Origin of the sequence: Aeromonas sp. (genome assembly GCF_050633025.1) — a bacterium.
In the GTDB taxonomy this organism is placed as follows: domain Bacteria; phylum Pseudomonadota; class Gammaproteobacteria; order Enterobacterales; family Aeromonadaceae; genus Aeromonas.
Map to the genome: position 1 here is coordinate 1 of NZ_JBODRQ010000039.1, position 19918 is coordinate 19918.

Here is a 19918-nt window from a genome sequence, read left to right on the forward strand (position 1 = left end):
TGTTTGCAGAGCTAAGAAAGGCGGCTTAGCGTTGCACTTCGGAGTTGAATCCGCCCAATGCAAGATGATGTGTTAAATGCAGTTGATGATTTTAGTTCCTTTGACGGAATGAAAAATGACTCTACTGATAGTGTTTTATCTGGCCTTAATGAAAACGAGGTATTACTGGTGTACTGCCTAGCGAAGCAAGGGTTGAAAGTAGAGGAGTATCAAGACCTTGTGGAATTATCATGTTGGTTAAAATAAATATGGACCAATGGCCCATATTTATTTTCAATTTATTTATTATGCCGCTCATAAAGCCGCTGTACGACATCCTGTAATCCCAGCCCCTCATTTTGCAGCAGCACGGTCAGGTGGTAGAGCAGATCGGCGGATTCGTTGATGAGCTCCTCCCGATCCTTGGCCATGGCGGCCAGCGCCACTTCGACACCTTCCTCACCGACCTTCTGGGCGATGCGCTTGGTTCCTTTGCCGTAGAGGCTGGCGGTGTAGCTGGTGGCCGGATCGGCCCCTTTGCGAGAAGCCAGTATCTGCTCCAGCTCTGCCAGAAAACCGAGCGGCGGCAGCGGGTGACCATGGAAGCAGGAGGTTGTCCCTTTGTGGCAGGTGGGACCGACGGGGTTGGCGGCAATCAGCAGAGAGTCCTGATCGCAGTCGGTGCTGATAGCCACGAGTTTGAGCACATTGCCCGAGCTTTCCCCCTTGGTCCAGAGCCGCTGCTTGCTGCGGCTAAAGAAGGTGACCTGGCAGGTAGCCAGGGTTTTTTCCAGCGCTTCACGGGTCATAAAGCCCTGCATCAGCACCTCGCCGCTGGCGGCGTGCTGGACGATGGCGGGGATCATGCCATCGCATTTTTCCCAGTCGAGCTGCTCGGCAAGGGGGCGCGCGCTGGCGGTTGTTTGTGTGTTATCTGAGAAGTTATTCACGGATGGCGACTCCTTCGCTTTTCAGCCAGCGTTTCAGTTCGGGAATGGGGATAAGGCCTTTGTGGAACACGGAGGCGGCCAGCGCCCCGTCCACATCGGCGAGGGTAAAGGCATCGCGAAAGTGTGCCATGGCACCGGCGCCGCCGGAGGCGATCAGCGGCACCTTGCAGACACTGCGCACCAGCTTGAGCTGGTCGAGATCATAACCCTGACGCATGCCGTCCTGATTCATCACGTTCAGCACGATTTCACCCGCGCCGCGCTTTTGCACCTCCTGCACCCAGTCGAGGGTGTGCCAGGCGGTGGTGCGGGTGCGGCTCTCGTCACCGGTAAACTGTTTGACCTGATAGTGGCCCGTGTCGGCGTCGAAGTAGGAGTCAATGCCCACCACCACGCACTGCACGCCAAAGCGCTCGGCCAATCGGCTGATGAGGGTCGGGTCGGTCAGCGCAGGGGAGTTGATGGAGACCTTGTCGGCGCCATATTCGAGGATCTGGCGGGCATCTTCCACGCTTTTAATGCCACCGGCGACGCAGAAGGGGATATCGATCACCTCCGCTACCCGGCTCACCCAGCTCTTGTCCACCACCCGGGCATCGCTGGAGGCGGTGATGTCATAGAACACCAGCTCGTCAGCCCCCTCTTCGGCGTAGCGGCGCGCCAGTTCGACAATGCCGCCCATCACCTCGTGGTTGCGAAATTGTACCCCCTTGACCACCATGCCATCTTTCACGTCGAGGCAGGGGATAATGCGTCTTGCCAGCATCAGTTGCCTCCTGTGGTATCGGCTTCGGGGGTTTGCCAGCAGGCGATGGCATCACCCACCGAGAACTTGCCCTCCAGCAGGGCGCGGCCAAGGATGATCCCCTTGACGCCGGAGCCCTTGAGTGCCTCGATATCCGCGATGCCGCCAATGCCGCCGGAGGCCTGAAAGGCGACGCTCGGGTAGCGGGCGCAGAGATCACGATAGAGCTCGACGTTGGTGCCAGCCAGGGTGCCGTCACGGCTGATGTCGGTGCAGAGCACATGCTTGAGCCCAGCGGGGAGGAAGCGCTCGATGAGCGCCTCGATGGTCACCCCGCTGTTCTCCTGCCAGCCTGCCACCGCGATATGGCGATTGCCCTGTGCATCGATATTGACGTCCAGCGCAAGCACGATCTGCTCGGGGCCATATTTCTCCATCCAGCTCGCCACCAGATCCGGGGATTTGACGGCGGTGGAGCCAATCACCACCCGGCTGGCGCCGGCGGCCAGCAGATCCGCCACATCCTGTTCGGTGCGCACGCCGCCACCCACCTGCACCGGCGCTTCGGTGGCCGACAGCAGCTGGGTCAGCAGGGGCAGCTGGCGCGCCTTGGCATCCTTGGCACCGTCCAGATCCACCAGATGGAGCTGCACCGCCCCCTGGGAGACATATTCGTCGAAGCGGGCCTGCGGGCTGCTGCTGTATTCGGTCTTCTGGTCGTAGTCCCCCTGATAGAGGCGAACTACCTGACCGTTGATAAGGTCAATTGCGGGAATGATCATTCATAGCTCCAGAAAATTTTGCAGCAAACGGGCACCGGCTGCGCCTGAGCGCTCCGGGTGGAATTGGGCGCCGAAGAAGTTGCTGTGCTCTGCAACCCCACCGACGATGGCGGTAAACGGCTGGCCGTAGTCGCAGGTCGCCAGCGTCGCTTCTGTCACCTCCAGCGCATAGGAGTGGACGAAGTAGAAGTAGCTGCCGCTCGGGATCCCCTTGAGCAGAGGATGGGTCTCGTCATGCTCAATCTGGTTCCAGCCCATATGGGGCAGGCGCAGATCACCGACCTCCATCAGCCGGATCTTGCCCGGTACTATGCCAAGGCAGTCGATAAGCCGCTCTGACGTGTCATTCGTACCCATGCTCTCTTCAGAGGCCTCCGCCAGCATCTGCATGCCGAGGCAAAAGCCCAGCAGCGGCTGTTTGGCGGCGCGAATAAGGGGCACCAGCCCGCGCTCGTTGAGGTTCTTCATGGCGGCCACCGCGGTGCCGACACCGGGCAGGATCAGCTTGTCCGCCTGCTCGATATCGGCTGCCTGGCTGGAGACCAGCGGCTGCACGCCGAGGCGTTCGAACGCCATTCTGACCGAGGCCAGATTGGCACAGCCGGTGTCGATGATGACAAGTTTTTGATTGTTCATCGTCTGCCCTTACTCATATCGATTGGCGAGATTCGCACCATCAATGCGGTGTCGATAATGACCAGCTTCTGCTTGCTCACATCCATCACAGCACTCCCTTGCTGGAGGGAAGCTCACTCCCTTCCACCCGGATGGCCTGACGCAGGGCGCGGCCAAAGCCTTTGAACAGTGCCTCCACCTGATGGTGGGTGTTGCCGCTGCCCACCTTCATCTGCAAGGTGATGGCCATGGCGTCCGAGAGGGAGCGGAAGAAGTGGGGCACCATCTCGGTGGCCATCTCGCCCACGTTGTCACGGCCAAAGCCGCTCGGGCAGTCAAACACGAAGTAGGGGCGACCGCTCAAGTCCAGCGCGGTGCTCACCTCCTGCTCGGTCAGCGGGCGCGCATCGATCACCGCCTGCACTTCGTCCATCGCCAGCACGAAGCCGAAACGGCCGATCCCACGCTTGTTGCCAAGGGCCTGACGCAATGCCTGACCGAGGGCCAGACCGACGTCTTCCACCGTGTGGTGATCGTCGATATGCAGATCACCGCTGACGTTCAGCTTGAGCTGGAAACCGGCGTGGGTGGCAATTTGATCCAGCATGTGATCAAAGAAGCCGATGCCGGTGGCGATCTGGTTGCCGCCGCTCTTGTCTAAATCCACTGCCGCCTGGATGCGGGTCTCCTTGGTATAGCGCTCTACCTCGGCAACTCGTCCTTTGGAGAGCAGCTGATCACGGATGGCGAGCCAGTTGTGATCCTGCGGGTGGTAGCGAATACCGCCAATGCCCATGTTCTCGGCCAGCTGCAGGTCGGTCTGGCGATCACCAATTACGAAGGAGTTGGCAAAGTCGATGCGACCTGAGGCGAGGTACTCCTTCACCAGCCCGAGGTGGGGTTTGCGGCAGCTGCAGCCGTCGGTGGGGAAGTGGGGGCAGATCAGCACCTGCTCCCACGTCACCCCTTGCGATTCAAACAGGTGCATCATCAGGTCGTGGGGCGGCTGGAAGTTCTCCAGCGGCAGGCTGGCAGTGCCCAGCCCATCCTGATTGGTCACCATCACCAGCACGTAACCGGCGGCCTGCAACTCGCGCAGCACCGGAATGACCATGGGCTCGAAGCGCAGCTTGGCGAGGCTATCCACCTGCTTGTCGGTCACCGGCTCTTCAATCAGGGTGCCGTCGCGGTCGATAAACAAAAACGGGGTCTTCATCGCTACATCCTTGTCTTACAAAGTGGGAGAGGGCAGATCACGCAGCACGGCCAGCACGGCATCCATCTCGCCCTGATAGCCGATGGTGACGCGAATGCTGTTATCAAGGCCGGGTTTAGTCGAGAAATCCCGCAGTATGATGCCGGCGGCCTTCATGGCAGCAAAGACGGCGGCCCCATCCACAAAGCGCACCAGCACGAAGTTGCCCTTGTCTTCGAACACTTCATTCACGCAGGCAAGCGTTGTCAGCGCTGCCTTGAAGGCGGCTTTTTGCTTGTTGAGCTCTATCACTCGTTCCTGCATCAGCTCCAGTCCCATGGGGGAGAGGGCCTGCGCCGCGATCTGGGCGATGGGCTCGGGGATGGGGTAGGGGGCGATCACCTTGACCAGCATGGCAATCACCTCGGGGCTTGCCAGCGTAAAGCCGCAGCGGATCCCCGCCAGGGCAAAGGCTTTGGAGAGGGTGCGGGTCACCACCAGATTGGGGAAGCGGGCCAGCAGGTCCACCACGGACGCTTCTGGGCAGAACTCGATATAGGCCTCGTCCACCACCACGATGGCGCGATCCCGGGCTTTCTCCAGCAGGGCGATAAGACCGTCGCGACCCAGCAGATCCCCGGTGGGATTGTTGGGGGAGCAGAGGAACACCAGTTTCACGTCAGACAGGCGATCGGCAATGGCGGGCCAGTCAGGCTGGCGGCTGGCGGTCAGCGGCTGCTCGACGATGCCGACGCCACAGGTTTCGGCGCTGATGGCGTACATGCCGTAAGTGGGCGGGCAGATGAGGATCTGATCTTCACCCGCTTCGCAGAAGGTGCGGATCAAGAGCTCGATGGCCTCGTCGGCACCGCGGCTCACCAGCACCTGATCGGGGTTGACCCCGGCGTAGGCGGCATAGCCGTTCACCACCTCGGCCGGCTGACACTCGGGGTAGCGGTTGAGGCGGCTCCCCTCGATGGTGAAGGGATAGGCCTGCGGCGCCTCGTTGGCGTTGAGCCAGACGTGGCCTTTTCCGCCGATGCGGCGGGCGGATTGATAAGGGGTGAGGGCCCGCACCACGCGGCGCGCCAGATTGGCAATGCTCATGACAAATCCTTCTGCTGTGCTGTTGGTTGGGGCGCGGCGGCCAGGGCGTTCAATCTGAGGGTGACGGCATTTTTGTGGCCATCGAGCCCTTCGGCCTGAGCAATGCGCTCGACGATGGGGCCAAGGCCCTGAATGCCGCGCTCGCTCAGCTCCTGCACCGTGTAGCGGCGCTGATAATCGGCGAGGCCAAGGCTGGAACAGGTACGGGCATAGCCATAGGTAGGCAGAGTGTGGTTGGTGCCGCTGGCGTAATCGCCGACTGACTCGGGGGTCCATGCTCCCAGAAAGATGGAACCGGCGTTCTCGAGTTTATCCAGCAGATCGCGGGGGGCGCGGGTCTGCACAATCAGGTGCTCCGGCGCATAGGCGTTGGAGATGGCACACGCCTCGGCCAGATCATCGCAGAGGATCACCAGACTGCTGCCGAGTGCCTGGGCGGCGATATCCCGGCGGCTCAACTTGGCCAGCTGGCGCTTGATTTCCCCTGCGATGGCATCGGCCAGCAGCGGTGAGGTGGTGACCAGCACCACCTGGCTGTCGGGGCCATGCTCGGCCTGGGAGAGCAGATCCGCCGCCACGAAGGCCGGGTTGGCGCTCTCGTCGGCAATCACCAGCACCTCGGAAGGGCCGGCTGGCATGTCGATGGCTGCGCCGCGCCAGTCGCGGGAAACCTGCCCCTTGGCTTCGGTCACATAGGCGTTGCCCGGGCCGAAGATCTTGTCCACCTTGGGAATGCTTTCTGTGCCGTACGCCATGGCGGCGATGGCCTGGGCGCCGCCGATGGCGAACACCTTCTCGACGCCGCAGGCGCGGGCGGTAAACAGGATCTCGTCGCTGGCGGGGGACGGGGTGCAGAGCACCACTTCCCGGCAACCGGCGATAGCCGCTGGAATGGCCAGCATCATCACGGTGGAGGGGAGCGGTGCGCTGCCCCCCGGCACATAGAGGCCGACCCGGCTGATGGGCTGGGTGCGCAGCTCGCACACCACCCCGGGCTGGGTCTCCACCTGCACTACCGGTTGCACTTGAGCTGCGTGGAAGGTGTGAATATTGGCAATCGCCGCTTCGATAGCGCTTGTTATCTCGTTATCCAGCCGCGCGCAGGCGGCTTCAATCTCATCTTCACTAACGCGCAACTGCTCACGGGGGGCGCGCTCGAAGCGCTGGCTCAGCTCGCGCAGGGCCTCATCGCCCCGGCTGCGTACCGAGCCGATGATCTCCCGTACCACGGCGCCGATGTCGGCTTCGTCACTCAGGGCCGGTCGGGTCAGCACGTCGGCCTGCTGGGCGGGGGAGAGGGTCTTCCAGATCAGGGTCTGCATGATATCCCTTCCTTATTCCATCATCTTCTCGATGGGCAGCACCAGAATGGAGCTGGCACCGAGGGCCTTGAGCTGCTCCATGGTCTCCCAGAACAGGGTCTCGCTGGAGACGACGTGCAGTGCCACCTGATTGGTGTCACCGGCCAGTTGCATGATGGTGGGGCGCTCGGCACCCGGCAGCAGATCGGTGATGGCATCGAGCTTGTCCTTGGGGGCGTGCAGCATGATGTACTTGCTCTCGCGCGCCTGCTGCATCCCCTGAATGCGGGGCAGCAGTTTGTCGATGAGCTTCTGCTTGGCATCGGACAAGGGGTTGGGAGCCTGTACCAGCACCGCTTTGGAGCGGTAGATCACCTCCACCTCTTTCAGGCCGTTGGCCTCCAGGGTGGCGCCGGTGGAGACCAGATCGCAGATGGCATCAGCCAGGCCCGCACGGGGCGCCACTTCCACCGAGCCGCCCAGCATCACGCTCTTGAAGCCGAGCCCCTTTTCGTCAAAGAAGCGCTTGAGCAGCCCGGGGTAGGAGGTGGCGATGCGCTTGCCGGCAAGGCTCTCTGGCCCTGTGTAGGTCACATCTTCCGGCACCGCCAGCGAGAGGCGGCAGCCACCAAAGTCCAGCTGCTTGAGGGTTTTGACCTCGAAGGGGAGGCCTTGGGAGGCACGAATAAGCTGCACCTCTTCCAGCACGTTCTCGCCGATGATGCCAAGATCGACCACCCCTTCCATTACCAGTCCAGGGATGTCGTCATCACGCACCCGCAAGATATCGATGGGCATGTTCTCGACATGGGCGATAAGGCGCTGCTCGCGCAGGTTGATTTTCAGGCCACAGCTCTTGAACAGGGCTTGGGAGTCCTGGCTCAGACGACCGGACTTTTGCATTGCGATACGCAGACGTTGTGTTTCCATTGCTCGATTTCCTTCTAGTCAAAAACGAAAAAACCCTCGGAAGTGGGTGCTTCCGAGGGTTTATGAATCTTGCGGTCCTTTTGGAAGTCACCAGTTAAGTGTCTTCCAGCAGTCAACCTCCTGAAAGACTAGTCGGGATGATGGTGGTGATGAGTCTTCAGGCTGGTGAACTTCATGTAATAAATCCTTTACAAAATAAGATGTCGTAATTGACGCCTGATTTAAACTACCTGCCTTGACAGAAAATGCAACCTGAAATTGTGATTTGATCGATTAAAGTGGCAAAAACGGTTTTCTGGTCGATAACTAGACAATAACCCCTGCAGGAATCGCCATCATGCCCAGCCAGGACCTGTTGTTCCCCATTTTGCCCCGGGCGCCCGCTGCGCCCGGCAGCGAAGAGATCAAGCGGGAAGTGAATCAGATCAGCAAAAAGCACCAGCTGCGCAAGACCAGCACTGACAACAGTGACTCCCAGCAGCGCCAGCAGGCGTATAGCACGCCCGCCAAGCGTGATCAGCCAAAGGCGGAGGAGGGTGATCACAAGCCGGATCCCGAGCATCAGATCGATCTGTTCGTCTAGGCAGATTATCTGTCCCGCTTTTGCCGCGCTTTTGGCATAATGGCCGCTTTTGCTGCGGGACGCCCTTTTGACCATCCAGACCCTGTTCAAGCCAGATGGCCCTCTGGCCAGCCATATCGACGGTTTCAAAGCCCGCGCTCCCCAACTGGAGATGGCCGAAGCGGTCGCGCGCGCCATCAAAAGTGGTGGCCGTCTGCTGGTGGAGGCGGGGACAGGTACCGGCAAGACATATGCCTATCTGGTGCCTGCGCTTGAGTCCGGCAAGCGGGTGGTGATCAGCACCGGCTCCAAGAACCTGCAGGAGCAGCTCTTCTATCGGGATCTCCCGACCATTACCGGTGCACTCTCCTACACCCCGCCGGTGGCCTTGCTCAAGGGACGCAGCAACTATCTCTGCATCGAGCGAATGAACCGGCTCTTGAGCGAATCCCATCTGCAAAAGCCTGAAATCCTGAACGATCTGGTGAAGGTCAAATCCTGGTCCACCGCTACCGATAACGGCGATGTGGGGGATATTCCAGGATTGCAGGAGAACGCCGAGATCCTCGCCCACGTCACCAGTACCAACGACAACTGCCTCGGCCGCGACTGCCCCTATTACGACGACTGCCATCTGGTGGTGGCTCGACGCCGCGCCATGGATGCCCAGGTGGTGGTGATCAACCATCACCTCTTCTTCGCCGATATGGCGGTGAAAGACACCGGATTTGGCGAGTTGGTGCCCGAAGCGCAAGTCTATGTGTTTGACGAGGCGCACCAGCTGCCGGAGATCGCCACCAACTACTTCGGCAAGTCGGTAGGCAGCCGAACGATTCAGGATCTGGCGCAGGATATCCAGCTGGCCTATCGGGCAGAGGCCCACGACATGGCCCAGCTCGGCAAGGCGGCGGACCGGCTCGCTATCGCCAGTCAGGATCTGCGGCTCGCCTTCGGAGTGGATGGCGGTCGCGGCAATACCCGCGACATGCTGCGCCAGCCGCTCTGGGGGCAGGCTTTGGCTCGTCTTAACGATGCCATCGGGCTCTGCTACGAGGTGCTGAAACTGGCGCTCGGCCGGGGCGAGCAACTGGATCACGCCTTCGAGCGCATCAGTGAACTGCGCACCCGCCTGGGTGAAGTGCTGGCGGTCAACCAGACTGGTTTCTCCTACTGGTACGACTGCTCCCGGCTCCATTTTTCCCTCAATCTGACGCCGCTGTCGGTGGCCGAGCGATTCAGTGCCGAGGTGCAAAGACCGGAAGTGGCCTGGGTCTTCACCTCCGCCACCCTGACGGTGGATATGCGTTTTGATCACTTCAAGGCCGAGCTGGGGCTGGCGGGCTGCGCCGAGCTTATTCTCGACAGCCCGTTCGACTATGGCGAGCAGGCGCGGCTCTGTGTGCCCCGTTATCTGCCGGAGCCCAACGCCTTTGGCCGTGGCGAGCTGCTGGCCAATCTGATGATCCCGCTTATCAACAAGACGCCCGGGGGCTGTTTCTTCCTCTGCACCAGCCATCAGGTGATGCGTCAGGTGGCCGAGGTGCTGCGCCGGGAGATTGGCCGCACCGTCTTGTTGCAGGGCGAGGACAACAAGCAGCGGCTGCTCAAGGAGTTTGTCGAGAATGGCCGCGCCGTGCTGGTGGCGACCAGCAGCTTCTGGGAGGGGATCGACGTGCGAGGGGCGGCGTTGTCGTGTGTTATCATCGACAAACTGCCGTTTGCTAGCCCCGATGATCCGCAGCTGAAGGCGCGGGTGGATGATTGCAAGCTCAAGGGGGGCGATCCCTTCTCAGAGTTACAACTGCCCAAGGCGGTGATTGCCCTCAAGCAGGGGGTGGGGCGGCTTATTCGTGATCGCAGTGATCATGGGGTGCTGGTGATCTGTGATCCACGAATGGTCAACAAACCTTACGGCGCCACCTTTATCAAGAGTCTGCCCGCCATCCCTCGCACCCGGGAGTTGGGAACGTTGGGGAGTTTTTTCGATCGCACTGAACGCGGTGAATAAGTGTGCCGCCAACTAACAGATTTGAACAACGGGTGAGCATATCTCGCTTGCCGGTTATGTAATTGACTGATTTTATAGAGATTGGAAAGCATGAATGAGTTGAAGATCCTGGCTGTTGATACCGCCACCGAAGCCTGCTCCGCCGCCTTGCTGGTGGGTGACAAGCTGTTCTCCCGCTGGGAAGAGGCGCCACGGGATCACACCCGCAAGATCCTGCCGATGGTTCAGGATCTGTTGGACGAAGCGGGGATAACCTTGGACAAGCTCGATGCCATCGCCTTTGGCCGCGGCCCGGGCTCCTTTACCGGCGTGCGGATCGGTATCAGCGTTGCTCAGGGGCTGGCGTTTGGTGCGGGTGTGCCGCTGATTGGCATCTCGACCCTGGCCGCCATGGCGCAAGGCGCCTATCGACTGGATGGCGCCCAGCAGGTGCTGACCGCCATCGATGCTCGGATGAACGAGGTCTATTTCGGCCGCTATGAGCTGATTGATGGCCGCATGCAACTGGTGGGTGACGAGGCGGTGAGCGATCCCGCGGCACTGGTTGACGTCCGTGGCAAGCTGGCGGGCCCTGTGACCTGCGTCGGCACCGGTTTTGAAACCTATGGTGAGACCCTGAGTGGTCTGGCCGATGAGCTGGCGGTGAGTCAGGTGCGCTTCCCGGCGGCAGAAGACATGTTGCCGCTGGCCCGCGCGGCCTGGCTGGCGGGGGAGGCGGTGCCGGTTGAGCAGGCGACTCCGGTCTATTTGCGTGACAAGGTGACCTGGAAAAAGCTGCCGGGTCGCGAATAAGGGCAGGAGCGCTGACGTCATGTCGCTCTTGCCGCTCATCAGCTGCAACACAAGCGAATGGCCCGATGGGCAAGGCTGGCAACAGGAGAGTGACATGATGCGTAATACCAAGAGCGACATGATGAAACGCGGTATGGTGGCCGGGGCGCTTTTTCGCTGTTATGAAGGGCTTTGTCGACCCGACCCTCTATGCCAAGGGCGAAGCCTGACAGTGCTCGGCACCATAGGCCAACCGGTTGATAGCCAGATTGGCCAGCACAAGTACCGCTTCTCTGTGCTCAATGTGACGGGCAGCAAGCTGTGGCCGCCAGTCAAGGAGGTGGAGGTGCGCTATATGGACCCCTACTTCTACGACCCCTTCAATGATCCCTTCTGGCCGAGACGGCCACTGCGTCGCTAAGGCTTGCCATGATCGAGAGCATCAAGAGTACTCTGCACGAACGTCTGCTGACCCTGGCGGATGGGCGGCGGGTAGCCCTGCTGGATAACCAGTCTGCGGAGCATGATCAGCAGGGCAAACCCCTGTTGATCGCTTTGCATGGCTGGCTCGACAATAGCGCCAGCTTTTTGCCTCTTGCCCCGTATCTCGACGATTTTCATCTGGTGTGTGTCGATCTGCCAGGGCACGGTCACTCCGATCACAAACAAGCGCCCTATGTCTTTGTCGACTGGCTCGACGATCTCTACCAGATCGTGCAAGCGGCAGGGTGCTCCCGTTTTGTCCTGCTGGGTCACTCCCTCGGGGCTCTGATCGCTTCCGCCTATGCCGGGGTGTTTCCCGAACAGGTAGAGCGGTTGATCATGTTGGAGGGGTTGGGTCCGCTGAGCCAGCCCGATGAGGAGGTACCCGCCCAGCTGCGGCGAGCGATTTTAAACCGCAGCCGCACCCGGGAGCGCAGTGTCAACGGTTTTGCGTCCATCGATGATGCCGTAGCCGCCCGTTGCAAAGTGGCGGATATCACGCCGCAGGCTGCGCGTATTATCTCTGAACGGCAGCTTGAGATGAGGGCAGGGCGCTGGCACTGGCGCAGCGATCCCCGTTTACGGGATCTGTCGCCCCTTCGAATGAGTGAAGGGCAGGCGCGGGCGCTGATGGCGGCTATCCGCTGTCCGGTGCTGTTGATTCAGGGAGAGCAGGGCTTTGCTGCACTTGAAACCCAATGGCAGGCCCGTCAGGATGCCTTCCAGCAGATCGAGCGGGTCATATTGGGTGGAAATCACCATTTTCATATGGAAAATGGCGCAGCAACCGCCGTTTGTATCGTAAATTTTTGTCAAGTTCGCTAGAATCACCGTCTTTCTATAATTCCAGGTTTGTCATCTCCCTCACATTTTTCCGTTGTTAATTTGCTGTTAATTGATACTGCGCTGTGTAAATATGGGCGGCATTAGAGTACGTGCTTAAAACAGTTGATTGAAATCGATGTGAACCGGACGGAGGCAACAGAGTGAGCGCACAGGTGCTAGTTATGCAGGAGAAGTTCGTGGAAAAAGTCTGGCTGAAGCATTATCCACCAGGGGTTCCCGCCGAGATCAATCCAGAGCAGTTCAGCTCGCTGGTCGAGATGTTTGAATCCTCTGTGAGCCAGTTCGCTGACCAGCCCGCTTTCGTCAACATGGGCCAAACCATCACCTACCGCCGATTGGAAGAGCAGTCCCGCGCCTTTGCTGCCTACCTGCAAAACGAGCTGAAGCTGGAGAAGGGTGATCGGGTTGCGGTGATGATGCCGAACCTGCTGCAATACCCCATCGCCGTGTTTGGCATCCTGCGTGCGGGTATGATTGTGGTCAACGTCAACCCGCTCTATACCCCGCGCGAGCTTGAGCACCAGCTCAAGGACTCCGGCGCCAAGGCCATCGTTATCGTCTCCAACTTCGCCCATACTCTGGAAAAAGTGGTCTACGACACCCCGGTCAAGCACGTTATACTGACCCGCATGGGGGACAACCTGGGGTTGGCCAAAGGCACTCTGGTCAACTTCGTTGTGAAATATGTCAAGAAGCTGGTGCCCAAATACAACCTGCCCCATGCCACCACCATGCGCCAAGCGCTCTCCAAGGGGCGTTTCCTGCAGTACATCAAGCCGGAGATCACCAACGACGACCTCGCCTTCCTGCAGTACACCGGTGGCACCACTGGCCTCTCCAAGGGGGCCATGCTGACCCATCGCAACATGATTGCCAACGTCGAGCAGTGCCTCGGCGTCTATGGCCCCATGCTGGAGCGGGGCAAGGAGTTCGTGGTTACCGCGCTGCCGCTTTACCACGTTTTCGCGCTGACCGTGAACTGCATGCTCTATATGCGCCTTGGCGGTTACAACCTGCTGATCAGCAACCCGCGCGATATCCCGGGTTTTGTCAAAGAGATCAAGAAATACCCCTTCACCTGCATCACCGGGGTCAACACCCTGTTCAACGCCTTGGTCAACAATGCCGAGTTCCAGAACATCGCTTTTGACAAGCTCAAGCTCACCATAGGTGGCGGCATGGCGGTGCAACGCGCGGTGGCGGAGCAGTGGAAGAAACTGACCGGCACCCCGTTGCTGGAAGGTTACGGTCTGACCGAGTGCTCACCGCTGGTGAGCGTCTGTCCCTACGATCTGACCGATTACAATGGCTCTATCGGTCTGCCGGTCTGCTCTACCGATATCCGTCTGGTGGATGACAACGGGCAGGTGATCCACGAATTTGGTACCCCGGGCGAAATGCAGGTGCGTGGCCCGCAGGTGATGGTCGGCTACTGGCAGCGCCCCGAGGCCACAGCCGAAGTGATGCAGGATGGCTGGCTCTGTACCGGTGATATCGCCGTGTGCGACGAGCAGGGCTTCTTCAAGATCGTTGACCGCAAGAAGGACATGATCCTGGTCTCCGGTTTCAACGTCTATCCGAACGAGATCGAAGATGTGGTGGCACTCCATCCGAAAGTGCTGGAAGTGGCCGCCGTGGGTGTGCCGCACAAGGTCTCCGGCGAGCTGGTGAAGATCTTTGTGGTCAAGAAAGATCCAAAGCTGCAGGAGGACGAGATTATTGCCCACTGCCGCAAACATCTGACTGCCTATAAGGTGCCGAAACTGGTAGAATTTCGTGACGAACTTCCCAAGACCAATGTGGGCAAGATCCTGCGCCGCGTACTGCGTGACGAGGAGATTGCCAAGCAATAAGGCGCTGCACCGGCTTTCTGGTGTGTCGCAGTGATGCAAAACCGTGGGTCATCCCACGGTTTTTTCTTTTTGGCCCTGATCAACCGCGCAGGCACAGATGCACTATCAACTTATCACTCAGCAAGACGAACTTGAGCAGTATCTCGCTTCTCTGGCCGACGTTCCCCTGGCTATCGATACTGAATTCGTTCGCACCCGTACCTACTACCCCCAGCTTGGCCTGTTCCAGATCTATGACGGCGAGCATCTGGCGCTGCTAGATCCGCTGACGCTGGATCTCTCCGCCCTCTGGCAGCGACTGGGCCGGGAAGGGCAGATCGCCATCCTGCACGCCTCTGGCGAAGATCTGGAGCTTATCCAGCATCAGGCGGGCCACCTGCCCAACCAGATGCACGATACCCAGCTGGCTACCGCCTTTCTCGGTTACGGCGTCTCGGTCGGCTTTGGTGCGCTGGTGAACGAATTCCTCGGGGTCGAGCTGGAAAAAGATCAGGCGCGCACCGACTGGCTGGCACGCCCGCTGACTGCGCGCCAGCTTGAATACGCCGCGGCTGACGTCTTCTACTTGATGCCGCTCTACGAGAAGGTGATGGCCAAACTGCGGGAAAGCGGCAAGTTTGCCTGGTTCGAGCAGGAGTGCCAAAACCACTCCGCCCGCAAGACCCAGGGTAGCGATCCCCGTCAGGCATATCTTGACATCGTCAACGCTTGGCAACTGGGTCGCCGCGAGCTCGCCATTCTGCGCGAGCTGGCCGCCTGGCGCCAACAAGAGGCGGTGCGCCGGGATCTGGCTCTGAACTTTGTGGTGAAAGAGCTGCACCTGTTCAAGGTGGCGGAGCGTCGTCCGACCTCCATGCGTGATCTCAACGAGCTCGGCCTCTCGCCCATCGAGATCAAGATCCACGGCAAGCGGATGCTCGATATCGTCGCCAAGGCGCAGCAGAGCGAGCCTGACAGCTGGCCCGAGCCCATTCGTCGGCTGGTCGACTTCCCCCAGTACAAGGCCGAGCTCAAGCGGATCAAGGCCATGGTGGAAGAGAAGGCCAAGGCGAGCAATATTCCACCCGAGCTGATTGCCAGCAAGAAGATCATTCACCAGTACTTCACCTGGAGTTGGCGGATGGGAGATGCGGAGCGTGCCCGTGCCGACAAACCCATGCTGCTGCAAGGGTGGCGCCATGAGCTGGTCGGTCACCTGCTGGCACAATAAGCCACCAGAGTGTTGCACCTATAAATCAATCCTCACCCCCGGGTGGGGATTTTTATTGGCAGGGATAATTTATGTTTGCAAATGCCAGAATAGCCTGCGGTTGCTTATCAAAAATTTGCCTGATTAAAAAATCGTTTATGCAATGTTGGTCTGACAGGCCATTTGCATCCACGGCCACCAACTCGCCGTGCGTCAGCTTGTGTACCAACCGCATCCAATTGAGGAAAAACGCCTGAAATGCCTCTGGCTTAAGGCTTGAAATCACGCGGGAAAGGGTTATTCACCGGTACGCCATTTCAAACAGCCTGTGCTTCAGAAATTATTCGTGATGCCCGATCACATATTCACGGAGCCATCTCCTCCGGCTATGATGGTGCAAAGGTTGCCAAACAATATATCAAACAGTAGATAGTCGACTTTGGTGTTTTGCCTCTCATCGTGAATAAGGATGAGATGTAGTTTGATGCTGGCGATATTGATGCTTATGCCCTCACATAGAGGGCATAAGATCACACAGCTATCTCCGTGGTCAACAATCGGTGTGCTGTGAACGAAAAAAGTTCATGATCTTGCCCTGCCGGCATCAACCCTCTTCTCTTGCTATCCGCCGTTGGTAACAGCATTTAACCGGTTCAGGTTCAGGCCGTGGCCAGCCAGTTAAGCCAGGCATCCATCCCTTCGCCTGTGGTGGCGCTGACCTGGATCACCTGAATATAGGGGTTGACCCGTTTGGCGTTCTCGATGCAGCGGGCCACGTCAAAGCTGACGTAGGGCAGCAGATCGATCTTGTTGATCACCATCAGCTGGGCGGCAGCAAACATGTCCGGGTATTTCAGCGGCTTCTCTTCCCCTTCGGTAACGGAGAGGATCGCCACCTTGTACTTCTCGCCAAGATCGAAGCTGGCGGGGCAGACCAGATTGCCGACGTTCTCGATAAAGAGGATGCCCCCTTCATTGGCGGGCAGCTGGTGGCAGGCGTCGTGAACCATTTTGGCGTCCAGATGGCAGCCCTTGCCGGTGTTGATCTGCACGGCAGGCACGCCAGTGGCACGGATGCGATCCGCATCGGCGCTGGTCTGCTGATCCCCTTCGATCACGGCGCAGGGGCGCTTGTCAGCCAGCTGGCGCAGGGTTTCGCACAGCAGGGTGGTCTTGCCTGAACCCGGGCTCGATACCAGATTGAGCACCAGCTGGGCTGCCTCGTCGAAGTGTTCGCGGTTGTGGGCGGCCAGCGCATTGTTCTTGGCCAGCACATCCATCTCGATGGCGATCAGCTGACGCTGCCCCATGCCGGGCACCGACAATCCCGCTTCCCCTTTGCCATAGTGCAGATCACCCTGCTGATGGTCATGGTCATGGTCATGGTCATGGCTGTGATCATGGGGATGCGCGTGGGAATGGTCGTGGTCATGAGAGTGGGGATGATCATGATGATGGTCGTGGGGGTGATCATGGTGGTGTTCATGCGGCTGATCATGACCCTCATGGCTCATGGGAGCCCGTACCCCGTGGTAGTGGTGATGGACATCCCCCTGATGGTGATAGTGGTGGTGAATGATCAGGGTGCGCGGCGCACTCTGCTCGTGGTCATGATGGTGATGGCCGTGCTCATGCTCATGCCCATGTTCATGGTGATGTTCATGTTCGTGATGATGCTCATGATCGTGTTCATGGTCGGCGATCCGCGCCTGGCCACATCCGCATACGCTACACATATCAACTTACCTCGATGTCGGTGATGCGCAGGCTATCACCCTGCGCGACTCGTAATTTGTATCCGCCACACTCGGGGCAGGCCTGCCCGCGCTCGGTGAGGGTGACCGTCTGGTTGCAGTCGTAACACCAGGCTTCTGCCGCCTGGTGTTGAAAGTGAAGTTGGGCCCCCTCGACGGCGGTGCCCTTGGCGGCGGCCTCGAAACAGAAGGCAATGGTGTCCGGGTCGACGCAGGAGAAGCTGCCGACCTCGAGCCAGAGGGCGGTCACCTTGTTAAAGCCCCGCTGGGTGGCCTGCTCGGCCGCCAGATCGATGGCGGCCATGGCCAGAGACATTTCGTGCATGGTGGTTCCTTAACCGATATTGGGAGGAGTGACTCCCCCCTGTAATTGGCTGAACGGCATGGCCGATCAACAGATCCGCGGCAGCAGTTCCCCCTGCGGCAGCTCCAGATAACGGCGGCTGCCCCAGGGGTTGTTGAGGATCACCTTGTGGCGATCGCTCGCCTGCACCACACCGATCTGGCTGGCAGCGGGGTTGAATTGCCGCAAGATGCCCAGCGCGTCCTGCGCCTGTTCAGCAGGCAGGGCCAGCACCATGGTCCCCTCGTTGGCGAGATCATGGGGCTCGAAGCCGTAGAGTTCGCACAGGCCACGCACCGGATCGCACACCGGAATGGCGGACTCCTCCAGCTCGATGGCCACCTGGGAGGCGGTGCTCCATTCATTCAGCACGGCGGCAAGGCCACCGCGGGTGGCATCGCGCAGGGCGTGAGGGGTAAGTCCCGCCTGCAGCAGCGCTTCTACCTGCGGCCAGAGGGTGGTGCAGTCGCTCTTGAGATCAGAGCCCAGCTGCAGGGCGTCGCGGGCCATCAGGATGCAGGCGCCGTGGCTGCCTATATCCCGCGACACCAGGATGGCGTCACCGGCCTTGAGGTTACGCACCGAGATGCCCCGGCTCTGCTCAGGCTGCGGGAAGGTGCCGACCCCGCTGGTGTTGATAAAGATCTTGTCGGCTGTACCCTTGGGCACCACCTTGGTGTCGCCGCAGACGATGCGGGCGCCGCTGTTGGCAAGTTCAGCCGCCATCGACTCGACGATGCGGGCAAGATCGGCGTAGGGGAAGCCCTCCTCGATGATAAAGCTGCAGCTCAGATACTCGGACTTAGCTCCCATCATGGCGAGATCGTTGACCGTGCCGGCGATGGCCAGCTTGCCGATATCGCCCCCCTCGAAGAAGAGCGGCGAGACGGTAAAGCTGTCGGTGGTAAAGGCGACGGGGCCCTCTACCGGCAACAGGGCGGCATCTTCACCGCGCAGCAGGATCTCGTTACCAAAGTGGCGAAAGAAGAGCTGGTTGATCAGCTGATTCATCTCGACGCCACCGCCACCGTGGCTTAACTGAATTTCTCTCATCGGGTCTGGTTCTCCACAAGATTGTCGAAACAGGCTGGTTCATCTCCACACATCATCCGACCACCGTGGCTAAGTTGGATTTCTCTCATTGTTCCTGGATCCCCATATATCGGTAGTAGGCATTGCAGGCCCCCTCGGAGCTGACCATGCAGCTGCCCATGGGCTGGGTCGGGGTGCAGCCCCGGCCAAAGACTTTGCACTGGTTCGGTTTGGCCAGGCCGCGCAGGATATCGGCGCACTGGCACGCCTTGTGGTCATCGATGGGAGTCTGATTGAGCGCGAAGTGGCGCTCCGCATCACGTTTGGCAAAGGCATCGCGCAGGCGCAGGGCGGAGGCGTTGATATCCCCCAGACCTCGCCAGCGAAAGTGCTCGCGGGTCTCGAAAAAGCGCTCGACCAGCCGCTGGGCGGCTTTATTGCCACTGGCGGTGACGGCGCGGCTGTACTGCACCTCCAGCGCGTAGCGACCCTCCACCTTCTGGCGCACCATCATCAAGAGCGCCTCCATCACATCCACCGGCTCGAAACCGCTCACCACCACCGGCACCTGATAACGATCGACGATGGGTAGGTAGATATCGGCGCCTGTGATGACGCTGACGTGGGAGGGGCCGATAAAGGCGTTCACCTTGGCCACCCCGTCGGCCATCACCGCATGAATGGCGGGCGGCACCAGCACATGGTTGATATGAAACAGCAGGTTCTCAATCCCCTCCGCTTCAGCGGCAGCCAGTAGCGCCGCCGTCATCGGGGTGGAGGTCTCGAAACCGATGGCGAAGAAGACCACGGTTTTGTCCGGGTTCTCTTTGGCGATGCGCAGGGCATCGAGGGGGTCATAGACGGGGCGGATATCGCTCCCCTTGGCGCGCTGCTGGGCCAGCGTGCCTTTGGAGCCCGGCACCCGGATCATGTCCCCCAGGGTGACCAGAATGACGCTGGGCTGGCTAGCCAGCTCGATGGCCTGATCGATGCGCTCTTTGGGCATGATGCAGACCGGGCAGCCGGGGCCGTGAACGAACTCGATGCTGGCGGGCAGCAGCTGGTGCAGGCCGTACTTCATGATGGTGTGGGTATGGCCGCCGCATACCTCCATCACCCGCAGCGGCTCGGGCAGATCTTTGGCCAGTTCGGTGATCTGGGCGGCGAGGGCGCGGATCACCTCGGGCTGACGAAAGCCCTGAAACAGATCATTCAAGGTCAGCATGGCAAAATATCCTGCTTGGGCATCAGGGCCACCATCTGGCGGAAGCTCTCGAGGCTGGCCTGCGCCTCCTCTTCGTCAATCTTGCTCATCACAAAGCCGATATGGAGCAGCACATAGTCGCCCACCAGGAGAGGCTCTTCGAGCAGCATGCAGCTGACGCGCCGCTGCACCCCCAGGGTATCGACGGTGACGCAGTTATCTTCGGGGTGCAGTTGCACCACCTGAGAGGGGATGGATAGACACATGAA

At 59.9% G+C, this 19918-nt stretch carries 19 protein-coding genes, 2 pseudogenes and 1 other annotated feature; of the genes and pseudogenes, 8 read left to right on the forward strand and 13 right to left on the reverse strand.

Annotated features, from left to right (window positions below; genetic code table 11):
* Positions 1 to 278 precede the first annotated feature (278 nt).
* From hisIE to hisG, 8 genes are all read right to left on the reverse strand, one after another.
* Complete coding sequence (hisIE, locus tag ACRAUW_RS07590) at positions 279 to 929, reverse strand: bifunctional phosphoribosyl-AMP cyclohydrolase/phosphoribosyl-ATP diphosphatase HisIE (RefSeq protein WP_431361792.1); 651 nt, start codon at positions 927 to 929, stop codon at positions 279 to 281.
* The gene (hisF, locus tag ACRAUW_RS07595) at positions 922 to 1695 is read right to left on the reverse strand and encodes an imidazole glycerol phosphate synthase subunit HisF (protein WP_431361793.1); all 774 of its coding nucleotides are present in this window, start codon (positions 1693 to 1695) and stop codon (positions 922 to 924) included. The genes hisIE and hisF overlap by 8 nt, the downstream gene beginning before the upstream one ends.
* On the reverse strand, positions 1695 to 2456 hold the full coding sequence (gene hisA / locus ACRAUW_RS07600; protein ID WP_431361794.1) for a 1-(5-phosphoribosyl)-5-[(5-phosphoribosylamino)methylideneamino]imidazole-4-carboxamide isomerase: 762 nt from the start codon (positions 2454 to 2456) through the stop codon (positions 1695 to 1697). The genes hisF and hisA overlap by 1 nt, the downstream gene beginning before the upstream one ends.
* Positions 2457 to 3092, reverse strand: coding sequence for an imidazole glycerol phosphate synthase subunit HisH (hisH, locus tag ACRAUW_RS07605; protein ID WP_431361795.1), 636 nt, complete (start codon positions 3090 to 3092; stop codon positions 2457 to 2459). It lies immediately after the preceding gene.
* 85 nt (positions 3093 to 3177) lie between these two features.
* Positions 3178 to 4287, reverse strand: coding sequence for a bifunctional histidinol-phosphatase/imidazoleglycerol-phosphate dehydratase HisB (gene hisB / locus ACRAUW_RS07610; protein ID WP_431361796.1), 1110 nt, complete (start codon positions 4285 to 4287; stop codon positions 3178 to 3180).
* A gap of 15 nt (positions 4288 to 4302) precedes the next feature.
* A complete protein-coding gene (hisC, locus tag ACRAUW_RS07615; RefSeq protein WP_431361797.1) occupies positions 4303 to 5373 on the reverse strand; it encodes a histidinol-phosphate transaminase in 1071 nt (356 codons plus the stop codon).
* Positions 5370 to 6695, reverse strand: coding sequence for a histidinol dehydrogenase (gene hisD / locus ACRAUW_RS07620; RefSeq protein WP_431361798.1), 1326 nt, complete (start codon positions 6693 to 6695; stop codon positions 5370 to 5372). Before hisD ends, hisC begins: the two co-directional genes overlap by 4 nt.
* 12 nt (positions 6696 to 6707) lie before the next feature.
* Positions 6708 to 7604, reverse strand: coding sequence for an ATP phosphoribosyltransferase (gene hisG / locus ACRAUW_RS07625; protein WP_071910208.1), 897 nt, complete (start codon positions 7602 to 7604; stop codon positions 6708 to 6710).
* Between the two features lie 24 nt (positions 7605 to 7628).
* Positions 7629 to 7757: a sequence feature (His leader region), on the reverse strand.
* 184 nt (positions 7758 to 7941) lie between these two features.
* Between hisG and ACRAUW_RS07630 the strand changes: the two genes are divergently transcribed.
* The 7 genes and pseudogenes from ACRAUW_RS07630 (at position 7942) to rnd (ending at position 15337) form a co-directional block, all read left to right on the forward strand.
* Complete coding sequence (locus ACRAUW_RS07630; RefSeq protein WP_005336755.1) at positions 7942 to 8187, forward strand: hypothetical protein; 246 nt, start codon at positions 7942 to 7944, stop codon at positions 8185 to 8187.
* A gap of 67 nt (positions 8188 to 8254) precedes the next feature.
* Positions 8255 to 10174, forward strand: coding sequence for an ATP-dependent DNA helicase (locus ACRAUW_RS07635; protein WP_431361799.1), 1920 nt, complete (start codon positions 8255 to 8257; stop codon positions 10172 to 10174).
* A gap of 90 nt (positions 10175 to 10264) precedes the next feature.
* Positions 10265 to 10966, forward strand: coding sequence for a tRNA (adenosine(37)-N6)-threonylcarbamoyltransferase complex dimerization subunit type 1 TsaB (tsaB, locus tag ACRAUW_RS07640; RefSeq protein ID WP_431361800.1), 702 nt, complete (start codon positions 10265 to 10267; stop codon positions 10964 to 10966).
* A 140-nt stretch (positions 10967 to 11106) separates the two neighbouring features.
* Positions 11107 to 11366: pseudogene (locus tag ACRAUW_RS07645) on the forward strand (Slp family lipoprotein); the annotation flags it as partial.
* An 8-nt stretch (positions 11367 to 11374) separates the two neighbouring features.
* On the forward strand, positions 11375 to 12253 hold the full coding sequence (locus ACRAUW_RS07650) for an alpha/beta fold hydrolase (protein ID WP_431361801.1): 879 nt from the start codon (positions 11375 to 11377) through the stop codon (positions 12251 to 12253).
* 197 nt (positions 12254 to 12450) lie between these two features.
* Complete coding sequence (gene fadD / locus ACRAUW_RS07655; RefSeq protein ID WP_431361813.1) at positions 12451 to 14127, forward strand: long-chain-fatty-acid--CoA ligase FadD; 1677 nt, start codon at positions 12451 to 12453, stop codon at positions 14125 to 14127.
* A gap of 97 nt (positions 14128 to 14224) precedes the next feature.
* Positions 14225 to 15337: a ribonuclease D gene (gene rnd, locus ACRAUW_RS07660; protein ID WP_431361802.1), complete on the forward strand. Its 1113-nt coding sequence runs from the start codon at positions 14225 to 14227 to the stop codon at positions 15335 to 15337.
* A gap of 638 nt (positions 15338 to 15975) precedes the next feature.
* On the opposite strand, the pseudogene hypB reads toward rnd, so the two are convergent.
* Positions 15976 to 16749: pseudogene (gene hypB / locus ACRAUW_RS07665) on the reverse strand (hydrogenase nickel incorporation protein HypB); the annotation flags it as partial.
* Between hypB and ACRAUW_RS07670 the strand changes: the two are divergent.
* Positions 16663 to 17076, forward strand: a complete 414-nt coding sequence (locus ACRAUW_RS07670) for a hypothetical protein (RefSeq protein WP_431361803.1) — start codon at positions 16663 to 16665, stop codon at positions 17074 to 17076. The pseudogene hypB and the gene ACRAUW_RS07670 overlap by 87 nt on opposite strands.
* On the opposite strand, the gene hypA is transcribed toward ACRAUW_RS07670, so the two are convergent.
* From hypA to ACRAUW_RS07690, 4 genes are all read right to left on the reverse strand, one after another.
* Positions 17054 to 17395, reverse strand: a complete 342-nt coding sequence (gene hypA, locus ACRAUW_RS07675; protein WP_005301911.1) for a hydrogenase maturation nickel metallochaperone HypA — start codon at positions 17393 to 17395, stop codon at positions 17054 to 17056. The two genes, ACRAUW_RS07670 and hypA, sit on opposite strands and share 23 nt — an antisense overlap.
* 66 nt (positions 17396 to 17461) lie before the next feature.
* On the reverse strand, positions 17462 to 18466 hold the full coding sequence (gene hypE, locus ACRAUW_RS07680; protein WP_431361804.1) for a hydrogenase expression/formation protein HypE: 1005 nt from the start codon (positions 18464 to 18466) through the stop codon (positions 17462 to 17464).
* A gap of 85 nt (positions 18467 to 18551) precedes the next feature.
* Positions 18552 to 19670 carry a hydrogenase formation protein HypD gene (hypD, locus tag ACRAUW_RS07685; RefSeq protein ID WP_431361805.1) on the reverse strand — a complete coding sequence of 373 codons (1119 nt, stop codon included), beginning with the start codon at positions 19668 to 19670 and terminating at the stop codon, positions 18552 to 18554.
* Positions 19664 to 19915 carry a HypC/HybG/HupF family hydrogenase formation chaperone gene (locus ACRAUW_RS07690; protein WP_431361806.1) on the reverse strand — a complete coding sequence of 84 codons (252 nt, stop codon included), beginning with the start codon at positions 19913 to 19915 and terminating at the stop codon, positions 19664 to 19666. Before ACRAUW_RS07690 ends, hypD begins: the two co-directional genes overlap by 7 nt.
* Positions 19916 to 19918: the final 3 nt, after the last annotated feature.